This is a genomic window from Caballeronia sp. NK8, from assembly GCF_018408855.1.
GTDB lineage: Bacteria > Pseudomonadota > Gammaproteobacteria > Burkholderiales > Burkholderiaceae > Caballeronia.
The window spans coordinates 181646-201395 of sequence record NZ_AP024322.1; the positions used below are offsets into that span (position 1 = coordinate 181646).

At 63.7% G+C, this 19750-nt stretch carries 18 protein-coding genes; 10 read left to right on the top strand and 8 right to left on the bottom strand.

Going from position 1 to position 19750, the window contains the following annotated elements:
- Positions 1-100 precede the first annotated feature (100 nt).
- Both NK8_RS00890 and NK8_RS00895 read left to right on the top strand, forming a co-directional pair.
- A complete protein-coding gene (locus tag NK8_RS00890; RefSeq protein WP_225936183.1) occupies positions 101-2011 on the top strand; it encodes an ATP-binding protein in 1911 nt (636 codons plus the stop codon).
- 19 nt (positions 2012-2030) lie between these two features.
- Complete coding sequence (locus NK8_RS00895; protein ID WP_213226866.1) at positions 2031-3365, top strand: sigma-54 dependent transcriptional regulator; 1335 nt, start codon at positions 2031-2033, stop codon at positions 3363-3365.
- A gap of 50 nt (positions 3366-3415) precedes the next feature.
- On the opposite strand, the gene NK8_RS00900 is transcribed toward NK8_RS00895, so the two are convergent.
- Positions 3416-3952: a peroxiredoxin gene (locus tag NK8_RS00900; RefSeq protein ID WP_106856947.1), complete on the bottom strand. Its 537-nt coding sequence runs from the start codon at positions 3950-3952 to the stop codon at positions 3416-3418.
- A 49-nt stretch (positions 3953-4001) separates the two neighbouring features.
- A complete protein-coding gene (locus tag NK8_RS00905) occupies positions 4002-4250 on the bottom strand; it encodes a hypothetical protein (protein ID WP_213228674.1) in 249 nt (82 codons plus the stop codon).
- Between NK8_RS00905 and NK8_RS00910 the strand changes: the two genes are divergently transcribed.
- The gene (locus NK8_RS00910; protein WP_367657777.1) at positions 4243-4692 is read left to right on the top strand and encodes a hypothetical protein; all 450 of its coding nucleotides are present in this window, start codon (positions 4243-4245) and stop codon (positions 4690-4692) included. The genes NK8_RS00905 and NK8_RS00910 overlap by 8 nt on opposite strands.
- Positions 4693-5069: 377 nt before the next feature.
- Here NK8_RS00910 and NK8_RS00915 read toward each other — a convergent pair whose 3' ends face one another.
- Positions 5070-6614, bottom strand: a complete 1545-nt coding sequence (locus NK8_RS00915; RefSeq protein WP_213226867.1) for a YifB family Mg chelatase-like AAA ATPase — start codon at positions 6612-6614, stop codon at positions 5070-5072.
- A gap of 95 nt (positions 6615-6709) precedes the next feature.
- Positions 6710-6979: an accessory factor UbiK family protein gene (locus tag NK8_RS00920; RefSeq protein ID WP_162064748.1), complete on the bottom strand. Its 270-nt coding sequence runs from the start codon at positions 6977-6979 to the stop codon at positions 6710-6712.
- Positions 6980-7425: 446 nt separating this feature from the next.
- Here NK8_RS00920 and NK8_RS00925 point away from each other — a divergent pair, with 446 nt between their 5' ends.
- From NK8_RS00925 to ptsP, 7 genes are all read left to right on the top strand, one after another.
- Positions 7426-7764: a P-II family nitrogen regulator gene (locus tag NK8_RS00925; protein WP_014190273.1), complete on the top strand. Its 339-nt coding sequence runs from the start codon at positions 7426-7428 to the stop codon at positions 7762-7764.
- A 31-nt stretch (positions 7765-7795) separates the two neighbouring features.
- Entirely contained in the window at positions 7796-9271 is a 1476-nt protein-coding gene (locus NK8_RS00930; protein ID WP_213226868.1) for an ammonium transporter, read from the top strand.
- Positions 9272-9560: 289 nt separating this feature from the next.
- Positions 9561-10850, top strand: a complete 1290-nt coding sequence (gene gshA, locus NK8_RS00935) for a glutamate--cysteine ligase (protein ID WP_162064750.1) — start codon at positions 9561-9563, stop codon at positions 10848-10850.
- Positions 10851-10912: 62 nt separating this feature from the next.
- The gene (gshB, locus tag NK8_RS00940) at positions 10913-11869 is read left to right on the top strand and encodes a glutathione synthase (RefSeq protein ID WP_162064751.1); all 957 of its coding nucleotides are present in this window, start codon (positions 10913-10915) and stop codon (positions 11867-11869) included.
- Positions 11870-12151: 282 nt separating this feature from the next.
- On the top strand, positions 12152-12640 hold the full coding sequence (locus tag NK8_RS00945) for a PTS sugar transporter subunit IIA (protein ID WP_035497527.1): 489 nt from the start codon (positions 12152-12154) through the stop codon (positions 12638-12640).
- A gap of 37 nt (positions 12641-12677) precedes the next feature.
- Positions 12678-12947, top strand: a complete 270-nt coding sequence (locus NK8_RS00950; RefSeq protein ID WP_086966002.1) for an HPr family phosphocarrier protein — start codon at positions 12678-12680, stop codon at positions 12945-12947.
- A gap of 217 nt (positions 12948-13164) precedes the next feature.
- Positions 13165-14925: a phosphoenolpyruvate--protein phosphotransferase gene (ptsP, locus tag NK8_RS00955; protein ID WP_174257973.1), complete on the top strand. Its 1761-nt coding sequence runs from the start codon at positions 13165-13167 to the stop codon at positions 14923-14925.
- Here ptsP and NK8_RS00960 read toward each other — a convergent pair.
- From NK8_RS00960 to gpmA, 4 genes are all read right to left on the bottom strand, one after another.
- Entirely contained in the window at positions 14922-16139 is a 1218-nt protein-coding gene (locus NK8_RS00960) for an autotransporter strand-loop-strand O-heptosyltransferase (RefSeq protein WP_213226869.1), read from the bottom strand. The two genes, ptsP and NK8_RS00960, sit on opposite strands and share 4 nt — an antisense overlap.
- Positions 16140-16218: 79 nt before the next feature.
- Positions 16219-16989 (bottom strand): molybdopterin-synthase adenylyltransferase MoeB, encoded by a 771-nt coding sequence (locus NK8_RS00965; RefSeq protein ID WP_213226870.1) that lies wholly within the window; start codon positions 16987-16989, stop codon positions 16219-16221.
- A 103-nt stretch (positions 16990-17092) separates the two neighbouring features.
- Positions 17093-18679: a S41 family peptidase gene (locus tag NK8_RS00970; protein WP_162064753.1), complete on the bottom strand. Its 1587-nt coding sequence runs from the start codon at positions 18677-18679 to the stop codon at positions 17093-17095.
- A 266-nt stretch (positions 18680-18945) separates the two neighbouring features.
- Entirely contained in the window at positions 18946-19692 is a 747-nt protein-coding gene (gpmA, locus tag NK8_RS00975) for a 2,3-diphosphoglycerate-dependent phosphoglycerate mutase (protein ID WP_213226871.1), read from the bottom strand.
- Positions 19693-19750 lie beyond the last annotated feature (58 nt).

A 19750-nucleotide genomic window follows, 5' to 3' on the forward strand; every position in this document is an offset into this window, starting at 1 on the left:
CATGCAAGCGGTGAAGCCTCAGTCTGCGAGTGCTTCGCCGCAGTCGTCCGTGGTGTCCGTGGCGTCCGGCGGGCCGTATCCCGAAGGCGCGTATGCCACAATGACAGATCCTCAACCGCGGGAATCTGCTCACGTGACGCGCCGTATCCTCGTGTTCTTCGCGCTGTTCGCCGCGCTCGTGGCGTGCTGCGCGCTCACGTGGCATGTCGCGTGGCAAAGCGGCATCGACGAACTCCGGCTCAACGCCGCCGCGCGCGTCGATCGCACGACCAACACGCTCAAGAGCACGCTCGACCGCTACGAATATCTGCCGTATCTGCTGTCGCGGCATCCTGTCGTGCAGAACGCGCTCGATCATCCCGATCCGGCCAACGTCGAACGCGCGAATCGCTATCTCGAAGACCTCAACGCGCGCGCCCACGCGACCGTCACCTACCTGATCCGCGCGAACGGAATCAGCGTCGCCGCGAGCAACTGGAACGCCACGGACAGCTTCGTCGGCGTGGACTATAACTTCCGGCCGTATTTCATCGATGCGATGAAAGGCGGCGTCGGCCGGTTCTTCGGCATCGGCACGATCTCGACGGAACCGGGGTATTACATTTCGCAGCCTGTCTTTCGTGAAGGCACGCGCGAGATCATCGGCGTGGCGGTAGTGAAGCTCAATCTCGAATGGCTGCAAGGCGCCGATGCGTCCGAGCCGCTCATCGTCACCGATGACCACGGCGTGATCTTTCTCTCGTCGCTGCCGGCGTGGAAATATCACACGGTGCGGCCGCTGCCGCAGAACATCGAGGCGTCCGTCTACGCGACACGCCAGTACGCGCAGCAAGCGATCACGCCGCTGCCGATGACTATCGTGAAGGCGCTCGAAGGCGGCGCGCAGATCGTGCGCGTCGGCGGCGGCGGCAACGGACGTCATGCGCCGGCGTATCTCGCGACATACCGTTCGATCGGCGAACCCGACTGGCAACTGATCACCATGGCGGCGCTCGATCCCGTCGAGAGCGCCGCGCAGAACGCGGTGATCGTCACGGCGCTCGTGTTCGTGTCGCTGTGTCTGCTCGCGTTCTACTGGCGCATGCGCCGCGCGCGCGTGCGCGAGATGATCCGCAGCCGCGAGTTGTTGCAGACGGCGTATGCCGAACTGAATCAGCGGGTCGCGGAGCGCACGGCGGATCTGTCGGAAGCGAACGCGCAGCTCACGAAGGAAGTGAACGAGCGCACGCGCGCGGAGCAGGATTTGCGCGCCGCGCACGACGAACTCATCCAGGCTAGCAAACTCGCCGCGCTCGGCCAGATGGCGGCGGGCATCACACACGAACTGAATCAGCCGCTGGCCGCGCTGCGCAGCTTTTCCGACAACACGCGCGTGCTGATCGACCGCGGCGATCAGGCGGCGGCGCGCGAGAATCTCGAAGCGATCGCGTCGCTGACCGAGCGCATGGGCAACATCACGAACCAGTTGAAGCTGTTCGTCACGAAAGCGCGGCCGAAGAACGCGCGCGCGGACGTCGCGCGGGCGCTGCGCCAGGTGTTCTCGATGCTGCGTCCGCGCATGAAGAACGTCGCGATCGAGGTCGCGCCCGAACTGGCGGAGGGCAGCGCGCCCGTGTTCGTGCGCTGCGAGGATCTGCGGCTCGAACAGGTGTTCATCAACCTGATCGGCAATGCGCTCGATGCGGTCGCCTCCTGCGACAGGCCGCGCATTGTCGTTGAACTGGAAGCGCGCGAGAACGCGATCGAGATCATCGTGCGCGACAACGGCCCCGGCATTCCCGCCGACGCGCTGCCGCGTCTGTTCGAACCGTTCTTCACGACGAAGGAAATGGGGCAGGGCCTGGGTCTCGGGCTCGCGATTTCATCGGCGATAGCGCGTGATTACGGCGGCGCGCTCAGCGCGCGCAATCGCGTCGCGCCGATTGTCGCGGACGGCCCCGAAGGCGGCACGCAAGCCGACGCGGACGGCTCGTACGGCGCAGAATTCGTATTGACGCTGCGCCGTGCGTAACACTTTGCAGAGGCAAGACATGACCACCGGTTTGCAGGTGATCTTTATCGAAGACGACGAACTCGTGCGCCGGGCGAGCGTGCAGAGCCTGCAGCTCGCGGGTTTCGACGTGACCGGCCACGGCAGCGTCGAATCGGCCGCGCGCGCGATCGACGCGAGTTTCCCCGGCGTGATCGTGAGCGATATCCGCCTGCCCGGCGCGAGCGGCCTCGATCTGCTCGCACAATGCCGCGAACGCGCGCCGGAAGTGCCGGTGCTTCTCGTCACCGGCCACGGCGACATCTCCATGGCCGTGCAGGCGATGCGCGATGGCGCGTATGACTTCATCGAGAAGCCGTTCGCGTCCGAACGGCTGATCGAAGCGGTGCGTCGCGCGCTGGAGCGCAGATCGCTGGTGCTCGAAAATCAGGCGCTGCGGCGCGAACTGGCGGGACAAAGCCGCATCATCGGGCGCAGTCCGGCGATCGAACAGGTGCGCCGGCTGATCGCGAACATCGCGCCGACGGATGCCTCCGTGCTCATCAACGGCGATACCGGCGCGGGCAAGGAGCTGATCGCGCGTAGCCTGCATGAAATGTCGCCGCGTCGCGACAAGCCGTTCATCGCGGTGAATTGCGGCGCGCTGCCGGAGCAGATGTTCGAATCGGAGATGTTCGGCTACGAGGCCGGCGCGTTCACCGGCGCGCAGAAACGGCGCGTCGGCAAGCTGGAGCACGCATCGGGCGGCACGCTCTTTCTCGATGAAATCGAAAGCATGCCGCTCTCGCTTCAGGTGAAACTGCTGCGCGTGCTTCAGGACGGCGTGCTGGAGCGGCTCGGCTCGAATCAGCCGGTGCGCGCGAATCTGCGCGTCGTCGCGGCCGCCAAGGGCGACATGAACGAGCACGTCGCCGATGGCACGTTCCGTCGCGATTTGTTGTACCGGCTGAACGTGGTGACGATCACGCTGCCGCCGCTCAACGAGCGCCGTGAAGATGTCGTGCCGCTCTTCGAGCACTTTCTGCTCGATGCCGCCGTGCGCTACGAGCGGCCCGCGCCGCTCATCACGGATCGACAGCGCGCGGAACTGATGCAGCGCGACTGGCCCGGCAATGTGCGCGAACTGCGCAACGCGGCGGACCGCATGGTGCTCGGCATCGTCGATGACGGCGGCGCCGCGTTGCTCGATACCTCGACGCAATCGCTCAAGGAGCGCACCGAGCTATTCGAGCGCGCGGTAATTTCAGAAGCGCTGGAGCAGTGCGGCGGCGCGGTCGCGGTGGCGGCGGATCGGCTGCAACTCGGCAAGGCGACGCTGTACGAGAAGATCAAGCGCTATGGAATCGTCGTGAAGGGCGATTCGTCCGAGCGATAAAAAAGCCCGCTGGTTGTCGCCAGCGGGCTTCGTGTCGGTGTCGAAAGCGCTCAGGCCGAACCGAGCGCCTTGTCGAGCAGTTGGTCCAGCTCCGCGAACGTCGGCTCGCCGACATAGCGCTTCAAAATCTTCCCGTTCTTGTCGATGACGAAGGTCGTCGGCGTCAGTTGCACGTTGCCGAACTGCTTCGCCGCGCTGCCGTCGTCCATCGCGACCTTGAAGGGCAGGTTGCGCGTCTGCGCGTAATTGCTGACGTACATCGGCGCGTCGTAGTTCATCGCTACCGCGACGAATTCCAGGCCGCGGCCCTTGAACTTGTTGTACGTGTCGATCATCTGCGGCATTTCCTTCATGCAGGTCTCGCAGCTCGTCGCCCAGAAGTTGACGAGATAGACCTTGCCTTTCAGATCGCCGGACGTGGATATCTTCTGCCCCGAGAGCAGCGTGAAGGTCGCGTCCGGCACTTTCTGCTGGCCGCCGAAGGCGAAATACCCGGTACAGGCGATCACGCCCGCGACGAGCGCCATCACGATATAGCGCAGCGGGCTCTTGGCGCGCGTGGATGTGTCTTGCGTGGCTTGGGACATGTGAAACCTCGGATTGCTCTCCCGCAAACGGCGGAGACTGCTGCGTATTCTAGCGCCAATTTCGGGATGAGTTCGTGACGCGCCGATAGGTCCGGCATTGCAGCGCGATAATGATGGTTTTCACGCTGCGATTCGTCATGAAGCGAGTTTTATCTGTGGTTCCTGTCTGCTTTGGGCGCGCGGCCGCGCGCTTTCTTCCGATGATTGCTTCGCCCGCGCGATTGCTGTGCGGATCTGTCGCATGCGCCGCGTTGCTCGCGTGCACGCCGTCGTATGACTGGCGCACGGTGATGAACAACGACGACGGCTACGAAGTGACATTGCCCGCGAAGCCGCGCGCGAACGAACGGAAAATCGAAATCGCCGGCCAGCCGATGACCATGCGTATGCAGACCGCCGAAGCCGGCGATGCGGTGTTCGCCGTCGGCGCCGTGGTATTGCCGAGCGCCGATCCGGCATTGCAGCGCGCGACGCTCGACTTTCTTCAGCAAGGCCTCGCGCGCAACGTGAACGCGACGCCATCCGCGCGCGCGACGCAAATCGAACTGGCGGCGGGCGGTCGCGTGCTCGGCAGCGAGATCGAAGTGAAGGGAGAAAGCGGAGAGAAGCGCGAAGCGCGAACGATCCATGCGCGGTTCGTCGCGCGCGGCGCGCATGTTTATCAGCTTGTGATCGTGTCTGACAAGCCGCCGCCCCGGGAGCAGGCCGACCAGTTCTTTACGTCCTTCAAACTGTTTTAGAGGAAGCCTTCGAATTCTGCGAGCACTGACTTAACAAGGCCCTTAGGCTGTGTAAGAAAAGCAAAGTTCCTTCGTAAGTTTACGCGCTAATCCACGGATTCATATGGACTTTTTCCGCTATCCACAATGTCTGTGGATAACTGTGTGGAAAAGAGTGTGCGCTAGCGCCCAAAAGCCCAATTGATGCGGTTTACGTTACTTTGCCTGCGTTCGCGGCAAGTTAAATAATTCAATAAAATCAATGGTCTGCGAAATGAGCGCGAATCAGGGGTTTGATCGGAGGAAAATGCGGCCCGGATCGCTTCAGTGTGCATAAGTCAAGTCTTGACAAGCAGTTTTCCACTAGCAGGGCTCGGGCCAGTTTCGCCGGATCGCCTTCAGGCGGCCGCCAGCACGCGCCGATACTGCACCGCCTCGGCGACGTGGGCGGCCTCGGGCATCTCGGCGCCGGCGAGATCCGCGATCGTCCGCACGACTTTCAGCACGCGGTAGTACGCGCGCGCCGACCAGCCGAAGCGTTCGCCCGACGTGCGCAACAATGCTTCGCCTGCGGCATCGGGACGGCAGACCTGATCGGCTTCGCGGCCATCCAGCTCGCGATTGGTCTTGCCCTGACGCCGCGTCTGAACGTCCCGCGCCGCCGCGACGCGCGCCGCGACCACGGCGCTCGACTCGCCGCGCCGCGCGTCTCGCGCCGACAGTTCCGCAGGCGAGAGCGCCGGCAACTCGATCTGAATGTCGATGCGATCCATCAACGGCCCGGACAATTTGCGCAGATAGCGCGCGGCGACATCGGGCGAGCAGCGGCAGCGTCCGCTCGGATCGCCACGCCAGCCGCACGGACACGGGTTCATCGCCGCGACGAGCTGGCACGCGGCCGGAAAGTCGGCTTGCTGCGCGGCGCGCGAGATGGTGATCTGCCCGACTTCGAGCGGCTCGCGCAGGGTTTCGAGCACTTTGCGGTCGAATTCGGGAAGTTCGTCGAGAAACAGCACGCCGAGATGCGCCAGAGTAATTTCTCCGGGCTGCGGCGGATTGCGCCCGCCGACGAGCGCCGCCGCGCTCGACGAGTGATGCGGCGCGCGAAACGGCCTGCGCCGCCATTGCTCGGGCGTGAAGCCGATCGAACTCGCCGAGAGAATCGCGGCGGACGTGAGAGCTTCGTCGTCGTTCATCGGCGGAAGCAGGCCAGGCAGGCGCGCGGCGAGCATGGACTTGCCCGCGCCGGGCGGACCGACCATCAGCAGATGATGACCGCCCGCCGCCGCGACTTCCAGCGCGCGCCGCGCGGCGGGATGGCCGATGACATCGGCGAGATCGGCGAACGGCGCGGCGGCCGTGGGAAGCGGCACGGCGTGCACAGGCCGGAGCCGCGCGTCGGGCACGCCGTTCAAATGCGCGCAGAGCGCCCGCAGGTCCGCCGCGCCGAACACGTCGATGCCCGGCACCAGCGCGGCCTCCGGCGCGCTCGCGAGCGGCACGTAGATTTCCGGAATGCGGGTGTCTGCATCGCGCATCGATGCGTAATGGCGAGCCGCGCCGCAGACCATCGCGAAGGCGCCGCGCATCGGGCGCAGCGCGCCGGTCAGCGAAAGCTCCCCCGCGAACTCGCGATGCTCCAGCGCTTCAGCCGGAATCTGCCCACTCGCGGCGAGTATGCCGAGCGCGATCGGCAGATCGAAGCGCCCGGATTCCTTCGGCAGATCGGCGGGCGCGAGATTGACGGTGATTCTGCGGACGGGAAAGTCGAAGCCGCAGTTCTGCAGCGCGGCGCGCACGCGCTCCCGGCTTTCGCGGACTTCGAGATCAGGCAGGCCGACGATCGAGAACGACGGCAACCCGTTGGCGAGATGAACTTCGACGACGACTTCGGGCGCGCGCCCAGGAGCGGGCGCGCGGCTGCGTACCACGGCAAGCGACATGATTTCACCTGAAACGGCGCAATGACCGCGCCGGCAATGGAACTAGAAACTCACGGCTCGCTAGCCGAGGTATGCAGTAGGACGGTTCTGGCGCGTCAGTCCTGGGCGGAGGAGGCGCCCGCGCCATTCGCGAGACGCTGCTCCAGTTGCGCGACACGCTTTTCGAGTTCTTCCAGACGGGCGCGCGTTCGCACGAGCACTTGCGTCTGCGTGTCGAATTCCTCGCGCGTCACGAGATCCAGCTTCGAGAAGCCCTGCGAAAGCATCGCCTTCATGTTTTTTTCGACGTCTTTCGCAGGCGAGTTCTTGAAGAGATCGCTCATCTTCTGCTGCAGATCGTTGAAAACGTCGTTGGGCTGCTTCATCGTTTCTCCCTTCTTGCACTAAAAAAGTGCATTCATTGTTAGGTCAGTGCCCCGAATTATCGAATGTTCGAAATTGGTGCGCGCCGCCAACTACGCTAGCGCGCCTCGGAGCACCTTCGAGGCGCCGCGATTTTAGCGCTGCCGCGCCCTCGCGTTGTCCGCCCATGCCCCTTTTTGCGGGACCTTGCGACCACTCTAGCAACGAACACACCCCGGCGCCAGCACGCGCGGCGCACGTTGGCCGTTCGGCCTACCCTTTCGACGGAAGGTTTCCGTAAACCGCCCAATCCCGCATGAACACTCGCATGGCATACGAGTTGCATAAGTGGCGCGGACCTTTTCTGCACGCTTCTCTGAGCGGCCCGGCAAGGGCGGACGTGGCGGTTAAACCCAGCGCACCCGCTTTAGAACGCAACGAAGGATCAGCACACCACAGCGAGGCATACATGAAGCTCATTACCGCAATCATCAAGCCGTTCAAGCTGGACGAAGCGCGCGAAGCGCTGTCGGCCATCGGCGTCTCGGGCATCACCGTGACCGAGGTGAAAGGCTTCGGCCGACAGAAAGGGCATACCGAGCTTTATCGGGGCGCGGAGTACGTCGTCGACTTCCTGCCGAAAGTGAAGATCGAAGCGGCCGTTTCCGACGACATCGTCGATCAGGCGATCGAAGCCGTGGAACGCGCAGCGCGCACGGGGAAGATCGGCGACGGAAAGATTTTCGTCACCGCAATCGAACAGGTCATTCGCATCCGCACCGGCGAGACCGGCGCCGACGCGCTCTAACAAGAAATTGGCGATAAGAGGAACCAGAAGAATGCGTAACTTTTTGATGTCACTGTTGGTGGCGGGCGCGCTGATCGGCGCGAATGTCGGCACCGCTCTCGCCCAGGATGCGTCCGCTCCGGCCGCTGCCTCGGCACCCGCGTCGTCCGAGACCGCCGCAAGTGCACCGGCTTCCGCCAACACGGCGTCGGCTTCGTCTGCCGATGCCGCATCGGCGGCAGCGGCAGCGTCGGGCGCGTCGGATGCAGCGCCGGCCGCGCCGACCGAGCCCGTCATGGTCGATTCGTCCAAGATCAGCTCGGGCGACACCGCCTGGATGCTGACCTCGGTCGCCCTCGTGCTCTTCATGACGATCCCGGGTCTCGCGCTCTTCTACGCCGGCATGGTGCGCAAGAAGAACGTGCTCGCCACGGTGATGCAGAGCTTCGCGATCTGCTGTCTCGTGACGATTCTCTGGACCGTCGTGGGCTACAGCATCGCGTTCACGCCGGGTGGCTCGTTCATCGGCGGCTTCTCGCGCGTGTTCCTGCACGGCATGGCCTACATCAAGGGCGACAAGGCGACTACGCTCACCGTGAGCCACCTCGCCACGACCATTCCCGAGTCGGTCTACTTCGCGTTCCAGCTGACCTTCGCGATCATCACGCCCGCGCTCATCACCGGCGCATTCGCCGACCGCATGAAGTTCTCGGCGATGCTCGTGTTCATGACGCTGTGGTCGCTGCTGGTCTACTCGCCGGTCGCGCACATGGTCTGGGAACCGACCGGCTGGCTCGCATCGGCTGGCGTGCTCGACTTCGCGGGCGGCACGGTGGTTCACATCAACGCCGGTATCGCGGGCCTGATGTGCTGTCTGGTGCTCGGCAAGCGCGTCGGCTACGGTCGCGAAGTGATGGCACCGCACAACCTCGTGCTCTCGCTGATCGGCGCATCGATGCTGTGGGTGGGCTGGTTCGGCTTCAACGCGGGTTCGGCAGTCGCGGCTGACGGCCGCGCCGGCTTCGCGATGCTCACGACGCAGATCGCCACCGCCTTCGCCGCATTCGGCTGGATGTTCGCGGAGTGGATCACGAAGGGCAAGCCGTCGGTGCTCGGCATCATCTCGGGCGCGGTCGCGGGTCTGGTGGCGGTGACGCCGGCTTCGGGCTTCGTCGGCGTGACGGGCGCGATCGTGATCGGCATCGTCGCGGGCGTGGTCTGCTTCTGGTCGGCGACCTGGCTCAAGCACAAGTTCAACTACGACGACTCGCTCGATGCGTTCGGCGTGCACGGCGTGGGCGGGATCATCGGCGCGCTGCTGACGGGCGTGTTCGCGGTGAAGGATATCGGCGGTTTCGACGGCAGCGTGCTCGTGCAGGCGAAGGGCGTGCTCGTCACGCTGGTCTACAGCGGCGTCGTCAGCTTCGTGTTGCTGAAGATCATCGACATGACCATGGGCCTGCGCGTCACGGAAGAACAGGAACGCGAAGGTCTCGACGTCACGCTGCACGGCGAGCACGTCGAATGAGCATTGCGCCGCAACCGGTCGCCGCGAGGCGCACCGGTCCGGCGCGACAGAACGAGCGCAGCGACTTGGCCCGCCTTCACGGCGGGCCTTTTTTTGGCTGTGGCGTTTTCTGCGTTTTTCGTCGGGTTTTCGTCGAACGCAGCGCGCGGCCAAGGCCGGGAAACCTTGTCAATTGGCGGTTCATACCCAATTAGGCAAAGCAATTGCTCTACAATCTTTCCCTCCCCTGTGTCGACCAGGACAGGCGCTCGCGCTTGCACTGGTCCCATGCAAAGCTCGCGAGTAATCAATGGTTCCCCACCTGGTAACGGCGTTGAATGGCCCGCTGCTCGATCTCGAGCGGAAGATCCTCGAGGCCATGCCTTCCATCGAGCGGTGGTTCCGGCTCGAATGGCAAGAGCACACGCCGCCGTTTTACTGTTCCGTCGATCTGCGCAACGCGGGGTTCAAGCTCGCGCCGGTCGACACCAATCTCTTTCCCGGCGGCTTCAACAATCTGCCGCAGGAAGTGCTGCCGCTCGCGGTGCAGGCAGCGATGGCGTCGATCGAGAAAATCTGCCCCGACGCGAAGAATCTGCTCGTCATTCCGGAGCGCCACACGCGCAACGCGTTCTATCTCGAGAACGTCGCGCGGCTCGCGCTGATCATGCGTCAGGCCGGACTCAATATCCGCTTCGGCACGCTCGACGAGAACATCCACGGCCCCGTGACCATCGCGCTCGCAGATGGCCAGAAGATTGTGCTGGAACCGCTCGAACGCACGCCGCGGCGACTCGGCCTGAAGAATTTCGATCCCTGCTCGATCCTGCTCAACAACGATCTTTCGGCCGGCATTCCGCCCGTGCTGGAAAATCTGCACGAACAGTATCTGCTGCCGCCGCTGCACGCGGGCTGGGCGGTGCGCCGCAAGTCGACGCATTTCTCCTGCTATGACGACGTCGCGAAGAAGTTCTCGAAGCTGGTCGAGATCGATCCGTGGATGGTGAATCCGTACTTCGCGCACGTCGAAGGCGTGGATTACGAGGCGCGCACCGGCGAGGAAGCACTCACCGAGGCCATCGACGGCGTGCTGAAGAAGATCGCGAAGAAGTATCGCGAGTACGGCATCAGCGAGCGTCCGTATGTGGTCATCAAGGCCGACGCCGGCACCTACGGCAAGGGCGTGATGACGGTGCACGACGCGAGCGAAGTCGCGGCGCTGACCAAGCGCGAACGCACGAAGATGAACGACGCGAAGGAAGGGCTGCAAGTCCACGACGTGATCGTTCAGGAAGGCGTGCATACCTTCGAGCGTGTGGAGAACGCGGTCGCGGAGCCAGTGGTGTATATGATCGACCGGTATGTGGTCGGCGGTTTTTATCGCGTGCACGAGTCCCGCGAGCGCGACCAGAATCTCAACGCGCCGGGCATGCATTTCGTGCCGCTCGGCTTCGAGCACACCGCGCTGCCCGATACCCACGCGAAACCCGGCGCGGCGCCGCCGAACCGCTTCTACATGTATGGCGTGGTGGCGCGGCTCGGGCTGCTGGCGGCATCGGTCGAACTCGAGAAGACCGATCCGGAAGCCATTCAGGTGTGATCAAGTGCGAAATGGCGGCTTGCGGTAAGCTCGCAGGCCGCGCACCGAACTAGCGAATTCCCATGAACATCCTCTTTATCGCCGACCCGCTCGATCGCTTCAAGATCTACAAGGACACGACCTACGCGATGATGGCCGAAGCCGCGCGGCGCGGCCACGTGCTCTACGCGTGCGAGCCGCAGCATCTCGCGTGGACGGGCGCGAGCGTCGAGGCGGGCGTGCGGCGCATCGCGATTGTCGGCGACGAGGCGAACAGCGACCGCTGGCCGTGGTACGCGGCCGAGCAGGCCGAGCATCTGCCGCTCACGCATTTCGACGCCGTGCTGATGCGCAAGGACCCGCCGTTCGACCTCGAATACGTGAATTCAACCTGGCTGCTGGAAATCGCCGAGCGCAACGGCGCGCGCGTCTTCAACAAGCCGCAGGCGATCCGCGATCACTCGGAGAAGCTGGCCATCGCGGAATGGCCGCAGTTCGTCACGCCGACGCTCGTCACGCGCGACGCCGCGCGTCTGCGCGCTTTCCACGCCGAACATGGCGACGTCATTCTCAAGCCGCTCGACGGCATGGGCGGCATGGGCGTGTTCCGCGTGAAGGCGGACGGCATGAATCTCGGCTCGATCGTCGAGATGTTGTCAGAAGACGGCGCACGCACGGTGATGGCGCAGAAGTTCATCCCCGAGATCACGGACGGCGACAAGCGCATTCTCGTGATCGGCGGGCAGCCCGTGCCGTACTCGCTCGCGCGCATTCCGCAGGGCAGCGAAGTGCGCGGCAATCTCGCGGCGGGCGGGCTTGGCCGCGCGCAGCCGCTGTCGGCGCGCGATCGCGAAATCGCCGAGACGCTCGGGCCGGTGCTTCAGGCGCGCGGCCTGTTGCTGGCCGGGCTGGATGCGATCGGCGACTATCTGACCGAAGTCAATGTCACGAGCCCGACGTGTTTCCGCGAAATCATGGATCAGACCGGCTTCGACGTCGCGGGCATGTTCATCGACGCGCTCGAACGCGCGGCGCACTGAGTCTGCCGGCGCACGGAACGGGCGCGGGCAGCGCGCCAAACTCACCTCGACGGGACTGTTACAATTGATTTTCCGTCGCCTGTCGTTTTGGGGTGCGATCGCGTCTTAAAGCGCGTTTAAGCATCGAGGCGCAGGCTGGGAGTCATGGAAGCGGAAGGCGGTTGATATCCGCCCGAACCGCATCCACTTTAGAGTTGTGTTCCGCGCCGCTCGCGCGCATTCGAGCGAACGGACGTTATCGTCCGACTTTTGTCGCTAAATTGTGCTGGGGCAATACCTGACATGGCTGGCATCCTGATTATCGCGCACGCACCTTTCGCCACCGCGCTACGCGAGTGCGTGGCTCATATCTACGGCGGTCTTCCGGCGCGCATCGGCGTCATCGATGTGTCGCCCGACTGCGATCCCGTCGAAGTCCGCGCGTTCGCGCGCTCGGAAATCGATCGTCTGAAGGAAGACAACGGCGCAATCGTGCTGACCGACGTATTCGGCGCGACACCCGCGAATATCGCGGCGAGCCTGCACGACACCGACGTGCGCGTGCTCGCCGGCTGCAATCTGCCGATGCTGGTGCGCGCCGTCTGCTATCGCGCGACGCCGCTCGACACGCTCACTGAAAAGATCCTGCAGGGCGGCTCGAAGGGCATCCAGGAACTGGATTCGTCCACGCCGCTCAATCCCTGCGCCCTCGCGACGAAGGCGGCCGGCTCGCCGGACCCGGCATGCTCGGCGAGCGCCGATCTCGTCAGCGCCAAGGCCGCCAGCCACTGACGCCGCTCAATTCATCCATCTAGCGTTCCGGAGCATCATGCTGCAACAAGAAACAACAATCGTGAACAAGCTGGGGCTCCACGCACGCGCATCCGCGAAGCTCACGCAACTGGCGGGCAACTTTCAATGCGAGATCTGGATGAGCCGCAACGGTCGCCGGATCAACGCGAAAAGCATCATGGGCGTGATGATGCTGGCGGCGGGCATCGGCAGCACGGTAACGATCGAAACCGAAGGCGCCGACGAAACCGAAGCGATGCAGGCGATCCTCGCATTGATCGCCGACAAGTTCGGAGAAGGGCAGTAAGCGCTTCGTCGTATCGAGCACATGAAGAGCCGCGCATCGACGCGGCTTTTTTGCGTCCGCGCCGCGCATTTCTCTGATTGCGCGCAACTGTCTTGTCCCTCACGCAACAATGTGTGGGGGGACTTGCCACGACATTCGAATTTATAATGGACGCGCGGTTTGCGCCCGCCGAGGGGGCTTGAGCGGCCGCGGACAATCAAAACTAGAGGAGGTGCGCGTGTCCTTCACGCTGCATGGAATTCCCGTCTCACGCGGCATCGCCATCGGGCGCGCGTATCTGATCGCGCCGGCAGCGCTCGACGTAGACCATTACCTGATCGAACCGGATCAGATCGACGCGGAAATCGCCCGGTTTCACGCGGCGCAGGCGGGCGTGCTCGCCGAGCTGGAAGCGCTGCGCGAAGACCTGTCCGCCGACGCGCCCAGCGAAATGAGCGCGTTCATCAACGTCCACACGATGATCCTGAACGACGCCATGCTCGTGCAGGAGGTCATCGATCTCATCCGCACGCGCCGTTACAACGTCGAGTGGGCGCTTACCGAACAACTGGAAATCCTCGGCGGCTATTTCGACGAGATCGAAGACGAATACCTGCGCGAACGCAAGGCCGACGTCGAGCAGGTCGTCGAGCGTCTTCTGAAAGCGCTCGCGGGCGCGCCGACTGCCGCATCGCTCGTCGTTCACACGGCCGAGAGCAACGGCCACAACGAGATGATCGTCGTCGCGCACGACATCGCGCCGGCGGACATGCTCCAGTTCAAGACGCAGGCGTTCAAGGGTTTCGTCACCGATCTGGGCGGGCGCACCTCGCATACCGCGATCGTCGCGCGCAGTCTCGGCATTCCGGCGTCGGTGGGCGTGCAGCAGGCGAGCGCGCTGATTCGCCAGAACGATCTCATCATCGTCGACGGGGATCATGGCATCGTGATCGTCGATCCGGCGCCGATCGTCCTCGAAGAGTATTCGTATCGGCAAAGCGAGAAGGTGCTCGAACAGCGCAAGCTGCAGCGCCTGAAGTTCTCGCCGACGCAGACGCTTTGCGGCACGAAGATCGAGCTGTGCGCGAACATCGAGTTGCCGGACGACGCGCAGGCCGCCGTCGAAGCGGGCGCGATGGGCGTCGGTCTGTTTCGTACCGAATTCCTCTTCATGAACCACAAGGATCAGTTGCCGGAGGAAGAGGAGCAATTCGAGGCGTACAAGCGCGCGGTCGAACTGATGAACGGCAAGCCGGTGACGATCCGCACGATCGACGTCGGCGCCGACAAGCCGCTCGATTCGATGAGCGGCGGCGATGGCTACGAGACCGCGCCCAACCCGGCGCTGGGCCTGCGCGCGATCCGCTGGAGCCTGTCGGAGCCGCAGATGTTCATCACGCAACTGCGCGCGATCTTGCGCGCGTCGGCGTTCGGCCCGACCAAGATCCTGATTCCGATGCTCGCGCACGCGCAGGAGATCGACCAGACGCTCGATCTGATCCGCGAGGCGAAGCGTCAGCTTGACGAAGAGGGCGTCGCGTATGACCGGCAGGTTCAGGTCGGCGCGATGATCGAGATTCCCGCGGCGGCCATCGCGGTGCGGCTGTTTCTGAGCCGGCTCGATTTTCTGTCGATCGGTACGAACGATCTGATCCAATACACGCTCGCGATCGATCGCGCGGACAACTCGGTCGCGCATCTCTACGATCCGCTTCATCCGGCGGTGCTGAATCTGATCGCCTTCACGCTGCGCGAGGCGAAGCGCGCGGGTGTGCCGGTGTCGGTGTGTGGGGAAATGGCGGGAGACCCCGCCGTCACGCGTCTACTGCTTGGGCTTGGGCTGACTGAATTCTCGATGCATCCGAGTCAGTTGCTTGTCGTTAAGCAGGAGATTTTGCGTTCCAATCTGAAGGCTTTCGAAAAGCCGGTCGCGGATGTGCTTGCGGCTTATGAGCCTGCGGAGTTGCAGGCTGCGTTGGCTGCGTTGCAGAAGATTTAGACCAGCCGATGATCGGCGATCAGCCGTTCCACCTGAGCGATGACCTGCTCCGGTGAGATCGCCGAGCTGCATTGAAAGCGCCCGGGCTTGTCGCGGCGGCGCGGACACCACAGAAAGTCTCGGTCGTCGAAATCGCAGGTCGTATCGTTGAAACAACTGTTGCACGTGTGGAAGTTGATCACACGATACGGCGAGCGGAATTCGGTATGCGGATGAGTAAAGCCGCTGATCATCACTACGGGCGTGCCCGCCGCCCACGCGAGCCAGGACAGTCCGCTGCTCAGTCCCACGAAAAAATCCGCGTGACGAAGCAAGTTCACCCGCTCTTCTAGCGGACGATTGCCGGTGAAGTCCTCGCAGCCTTCCGGCATCGTGTTGAGGACGCCACCGGCGCCGTACTCGCGATGCTGATCGATGCAAAGCACGCGATATCCGCGTGCTTTCAGATGATCGATCAACACCCGCCAGCCACGCGGGTTATTCCAGTACTTGCACTGCGCCGTCGATTGCGTCGCGATGCAGACGTAGCGCTCGGCCACGTCCCGCGCCGACGCCGCAACGACGATGTTCGGCCGCCGCTCCTCGCACGGCACGCCGAGCAGATAAGCGGCTGCGTCCTGCAGGCTGCTCACTCGCGGATCGGTCGGCTGGTGATCGCGATCGGTGTACGGCGAGAAAAATCCGAGATGGTAAGTAGCGTAGAACGGTTCATCGGGTGAATCGGCGGATTCGGGCAACACGAAGCGAATCGCCGGGTAGCCCTTCACGAATAGCGATTGCAGATGCGCGGGTAGCACGACATGAACTTGGCACTGCTCCTGCAACCGGAAGGCTTCGATGGCCGGCATCCACGCGAGCGTGTCGCCGAGCGCCGTGCCCGACGGACGGATCAGAACGTTGCGGCCGCGCGCGTCGTACGCATGACGAAAAACGAGGCGCTCGCCGTCGAACACTTGAAGCTCGAAGCGCACGAAATATTTGCGCCGGCTCGTGATCATCGAATGGGCTTCGACAGGCTCGTCGAAAACCTGGCTGAAGGTGTCCAGGTCGACCATGCGGACGCGCCAGCCGTCGACCGGTACCTGCACACGGCAACCGTAGTTGAAATCGTAGAGGATGCCTTCCGGTCCGGCGAGTGCAGGAAGCGATGGCCGCACGAACGCGCTCTGTGTGAGTCCACGCTGCGTGCTTGCCGACGAAGTGACGATGCTCAAGTGACGACCGATCCTGGGTTGCGGGAGGATCGGACAGCTTAAGTGGATCGTCCGGAAGGCAGGTTAGGACGTGACCTAATTAACGCGCCGCTTCCTGCAACTTCGCGTTTCCGCAGACCGGGCAATCCTTCTGCCGCGCGATCTTCATCGTGTTCCACTCCATGCGCAGCGAGTCGAGCATCATCAGCCGGCCCGCGAGCGTTTCGCCGAAGCCGCCGATCACGCGCAGCGCCTCTGCCGCCTGCATCGCGCCGATGATGCCGACGGTCGGCGCGAACACGCCCATCGTGGAGCACGCGACTTCCTCGAACGGCTGATCTGGCGGAAACACGCACGCATAGCAAGGCGAATCCGCCGAACGGAAATCGAAGGTGCTGATCTGTCCATCGAAGCGCAAGGCCGCGCCCGACACGAGCGGCACGCCGTGCGCGACGCAGGTCGCGTTGATCGCATGGCGCGTCGCGAAGTTGTCGCTGCAATCGAGCACGACGGACGCGCCCGGCACGTTGGCGTCGAGCCATGCCGCGTCGGCGCGGGCGTTCACCGCGATGACGCCGACACCGGGATTCAGCGCGTTCAAGGTCTCACGCGCCGATTCCACCTTGAGCGTGCCGACTGCTCGCGTCATATGCACAATCTGCCGCTGCAGATTCGTGAGATCGACGGTATCGGCGTCCACCAGCGTGATCCTGCCGACGCCCGCCGCCGCGAGATACATCGCCGCGGGTGCGCCGAGGCCGCCCGCGCCGATGATGATCGCGTGCGCGTCGAGAAAGCGCTGCTGCGCCTCGATGCCGATTTCATCGACGAGGATATGGCGGGAATAGCGGAGGAGTTGATCGTCGTTCATCGCGGAAAGAATCGGCTTGCTCGAACGAAGCATTCTAAGCGCGCAAAAGAGAAAAGGCTTCGCAACGTCACGTTGCGAAGCCTTTTGCAGGACTACAGGAAGATTACTTCGACTGCTGCTGCGCGGTCGGCGACGAAGCCGGCTGCGCGCCCGACGCCGGCGCGGAACCCGGCGTGGCCGGCAACGCCGGAGGCGCCACGACCGGTGCCGACGCCGAACGCGGCGGCTTGTTCTGCGCGAGCTTGCGTTCGCTGTACGACTTCGATTCGACGACCTGCTTGCCTTCGAGCTTGTTCAAACCCTGCTGGAGCATGAAGTCGTCCGCGCTGCCGAACTCGACCGGCTTGCGCTCGCGATCCTTGCGGCGCTGCTCGGGCGTCTTCTTGTCGTTCTGCTCTTCGAGAATGCGCAGTTGCTCCAGGCGATCCGCCTCGCGCGCCTCCTGCTCCTTCTTCTCGTTCGGGTCCTGCGTGTTGGCGAGGTGGTTCGAGTAGTCCACTTCGCGCGTGACGAGCGCGTCGTCCGGATCGCCGTCCGCGTATTGATCGACCGGAACGTCAGGACGCACGCCCTGGTTCTGGATCGACTTGCCGCTCGGCGTGTAGTAATAAGCCGTCGTCAGGCGCAGCGCGGAGTCGGCGGTCATCGGGCGCACGGTCTGCACCGAGCCCTTGCCGAAGGTCGTCTTGCCGACGATCAGCGCGCGATGATGATCCTGCAGCGCGCCCGCGACGATTTCCGAGGCCGACGCCGAGTACGCGTTGGTCAGTACGACCATCGGCACCTTCTTGAAGATTTCCGGCACGCTCTTCAGCGGATCGGAATCGAAGGACGGCAAACGGTAGTTGTCGTAGGTGTCGCGGAAAGTCTGCTTCGCGTCCGCGATTTGCCCATTGGTCGACACGACCACCGAGTTATCCGGCAGGAACGCGCCCGCGACGCCGACCGCGCTTTGCAGCAGCCCGCCGCCGTTGTTGCGCAGATCGAGCACGAGACCCTTCAGGTTCGGTTGCTGGCGCGCGAGATCCTGCAGCTTCGCGGCGAGATCAGGCACCGTGCGCTCCTGGAAGCTCGTGATGCGAATATAGCCGTAGCCCGGCTCCGGCACCTTCATCTTCACCGACTGCACGCGGATCACGGCGCGCGTGACGGTGAGCGGGAAGGTGCGGTCGTCGCTCTTGCGGAAGATCGTGAGCGTGACCTTGGTGCCCGGTTCGCCGCGCATCTGCTTGACGGCCTTGTCGAGCGTCATGCCGCGCACCGGCTTGTCGTTGATGCGCGTGATGAGGTCGCCCGGACGGATGCCGGCGCGGAACGCCGGCGTGTCTTCGATCGGCGAAATCACCTTGATGAGCCCGTCTTCCGACGAGATTTCGATGCCGAGACCCGCGAAGCGACCCTTGGTCTGCTCCTGCAGTTCTTCGTAATCGGTCTTGTCGAGATACGACGAGTGCGGGTCGAGGCTCGACACCATGCCCTTGATGGCGGCGGTGAGGAGCTTTTTATCGTCGACCGGTTCGACGTATTCGTGCTTGATTTGCCCGAAAACCTCGGCGAAAAGCCGCAATTGTTCGAGCGGCAACGGCGTGGTGGTGGATTGCTGTGCGGATGCGGAAATCTGCAGAGTTGCGAGTACGCCGGCAGCAACGCCTGCGGCGACCAGGCCGAAATTTTTCAGGTTCTTTCGCATAGAGAGTGCGGTCGGAAGCGTATGGGCTGCATCGTAGGTGACGGGCCAGTATACCTGCTCGTCTTGATTGACGACTTAAACGCAACTTAAATGCCTGAGGCGTTGATACCTCGCAGCGTAGGGTTGCGCACGTTTCAACGAGAATCTGTCGATGCCGCCGGCCAGCCGTCAGCCGCGCGTCATATGCGTCCAGCGCACTTTGATGCGGTGCTCCGGACACACGAATCGGATCGCGGACCGGACCTCGCCCGGCCCGCGACGGGGCGTCAGCCCGCCTTGCCCTGCTTGGCGACAGCGGCCTGCGCCGCCGCGATGGCTTCAGGATCGCCCAGGTAGTAATGCTTGATGGGCTTCAGGTTTTCGTCGAGTTCATACACGAGCGGCACGCCGTTCGGGACGTTCAAGCCGACGATGTCCTGGTCGGAGATATTGTCCAGATACTTCACGAGCGCGCGGATCGAGTTGCCGTGCGCCGAAATCACGACCTGCTTGCCCGACTTGATGGCCGGTGCGATCGATTCGTTCCAGACCGGCAGCACGCGCGCGACGGTGTCCTTCAGGCATTCGGTCAGCGGCAACTGCTCGCGCGGCACCTTCGCGTAGCGCGGATCGTTGAAGGACGCGCGTTCGTCGCCCGGTTCGAGCGCGGGCGGCGGCGTGTCGTAGCTGCGGCGCCAGACGAGCACCTGATCGTCGCCGTACTTCTTCGCCGTTTCGGCCTTGTTGAGACCCGCAAGCGCGCCGTAGTGGCGCTCGTTCAGGCGCCACGAATGCACGACCGGGATGTACATCTGGTCCATCTCGTCCTGCACGTGCCACAGCGTGCGGATCGCGCGCTTGAGCACCGACGTGTAGGCGATGTCGAATTTATAGCCGGCTTCCTTCAGCAGCACGCCGGCCTGACGCGCCTCGCGGTTGCCCTGTTCGGTCAGGTCAACGTCGACCCAGCCGGTGAAGCGATTTTCCTTGTTCCACGTCGATTCGCCGTGGCGGATGAGCACTAGCTTGTACATGATGTCGGTCGGTCAGTTGGAAAAGCGGGTGTGCCGATCGCACCCTGTCATCCTGCGC